Source organism: Candidatus Sodalis sp. SoCistrobi (assembly GCF_900143145.1).
Taxonomy (GTDB): Bacteria; Pseudomonadota; Gammaproteobacteria; order Enterobacterales; family Enterobacteriaceae; genus SoCistrobi.
The window spans coordinates 1-1,817 of sequence record NZ_FRDB01000345.1 but is presented as its reverse complement, the minus strand read 5'-3'; the positions used below and the strand labels follow the sequence as shown (position 1 = coordinate 1,817).

Genomic DNA, 1,817 nt, shown 5'->3' with positions numbered 1-1,817 from the left:
TCAACGATCTGCTCTTTAACTCCCGGCTTTCGCGCTTCATAGCGGTAGGTAAGCTGGAATACACGGTGACAGCACTGACACCGGAAGCGTTCGCGCTTAGTTGGACTAAGGCCATGTCGATAAATTTCATCTGAATGGCAGCGAGGACAATGAACAGAAACTGTAACCACGTGGAAACCTCAAATAGAGGCAGAATATCACAAAAGTCAACTATTTGAAGGCATTACCATCCTGTTTACCTACCGTCTGATTGCCCTGCGTAAGCGTTTTCCCATTCTGCACCGCGGCCGTTTCCTTAGCGGTAAATTGAATGAGAAGCTGAATATCAAAGATGTCACCTGGTTTCACCCCGGCGGCGAGGAGATGAATGAAGAAGCCTGGGGCGATGGGCACCTGAAGAGTATTGGTATGTTGCTGGATGGGCGCTCTCAGCCGACCGGGTTGCTGCGGGTAGGGTCGCAAAGCACCGTGCTGCTGCTGTTTAGCGCCTCGCATGAAGATGTGGTGTTCACCCTGCCAGAGGTCGCGCACGGCCGTGGCTGGCGCCATATCTTTGATACCTTCCAACCGGATGATATCAGCGAGCACACCTTCGATTTCGGCCACCATTACACCTGCCCATCGCGCACCGTGGTGTTATTTGAATTGGTGAATAGCAAATCGTCGATGGTGGTCGCCTGACGTGCGGCACCGGCAGGCTGGTTGAAACGCCCGGCGGCAATCATTAGCGTTGGGCGAATCGCAAGGCGGCATCTCTCTATCGGCGCCGGTCGAATCGCCGGGCGGCAATTAATATCGCCGGTTGAAACGCCCGGCGGCAATGACCAACACCGGTCTAATCGCCGGCCGGCATTTATTAGCGCCGGTCGAATCGCAAGGCGGCATCTATCGGCCGGCAGAGTGACAGACAGGATCCTGCGGCATGCCCCGCCGGTCAAGGTTACGGGTCGGCATTGACCAGCCCGGTGGCAGAAGGCATACCGCAGGTGTCCGATAGGTCAAATCGGCGGGTCAGTCGTCCTTGGCCGGCCCGGTAATAGGGCCGCCATTCACCACCCCCACCTGCCGGATTATCGACGCCACAGACGCTCGCTGGCCAGTGCCGCCCCGGCGCGCAGCGCGCGGAACTTCTCGCGAATCACCGTCGGGTGTACCTCCGTACGGTAGGTGGCCTGCGAAGAAAAACCGCAGTCGACGCCGGCTATCACGTTTTCACGCCCCACGCGTTCGGCGAAACGTACCAGGCGTTCGGCGATCAATTCCGGGTGCTCAACGGTATTACTGGCGTGGCAAATAACCCCCGGGATAAGCCGTTTCCCTTCCGGCAGTTTAACCTGTTCCCAAAGGTGATATTCATGTTCATGACGGACGTTACCTGCCTCAAAGGAGTAATCGCTGGCGTTGATTCGCAACATGAAGCGGACGAACTCGATGAACGGGACATCGTGGATACGCGGTCCTTCATTGATACTGTAGCAGGTATGGTAACGGATCTTCTCCTGCGGCAGACCGCGCAGCGCATGGTTCAGGATCTCGATATAGGCATTGGCACGGCGGTGTATCGCCGCATTATCCAAGTGGCGATCGGCAAATAAATCCGGCAGGAAGGGGTCATCAATCTGAACGCTGAAGCCGGCGTCAATAATGGTTTGGTACTCCACGCGCAGCGCTTCGGAGACGGCGCTGAGATTGAATCACCCCGGATAAATTAGAGTCTATACTTTAAAAGTGGAGGTCTCTATGACAACGACCAAACGTTACTCTCCGGAAGTCCGTGAACGGGCAGTTAATCTAGTGCTGGAAACTCAGCATGAGCA

3 protein-coding genes are annotated in these 1,817 nt (G+C 55.9%); 1 reads left to right on the top strand and 2 read right to left on the bottom strand.

The features are described from left to right. Positions 1-170, bottom strand: a 170-nt coding sequence (locus CINSTRO3249_RS15570; protein WP_143146886.1) for an IS1 family transposase, incomplete at its 3' end; no start/stop codon positions are given. Between the two features lie 136 nt (positions 171-306). Here CINSTRO3249_RS15570 and CINSTRO3249_RS15565 point away from each other — a divergent pair. Continuing rightward, positions 307-681, top strand: coding sequence for a hypothetical protein (locus tag CINSTRO3249_RS15565; RefSeq protein WP_254304384.1), 375 nt, complete (start codon positions 307-309; stop codon positions 679-681). Between the two features lie 389 nt (positions 682-1,070). Here the strand turns inward: CINSTRO3249_RS15565 and CINSTRO3249_RS15560 are convergent, their stop codons facing one another. After that, complete coding sequence (locus CINSTRO3249_RS15560; RefSeq protein ID WP_256381683.1) at positions 1,071-1,667, bottom strand: uroporphyrinogen decarboxylase/cobalamine-independent methonine synthase family protein; 597 nt, start codon at positions 1,665-1,667, stop codon at positions 1,071-1,073. Positions 1,668-1,817: the final 150 nt, after the last annotated feature.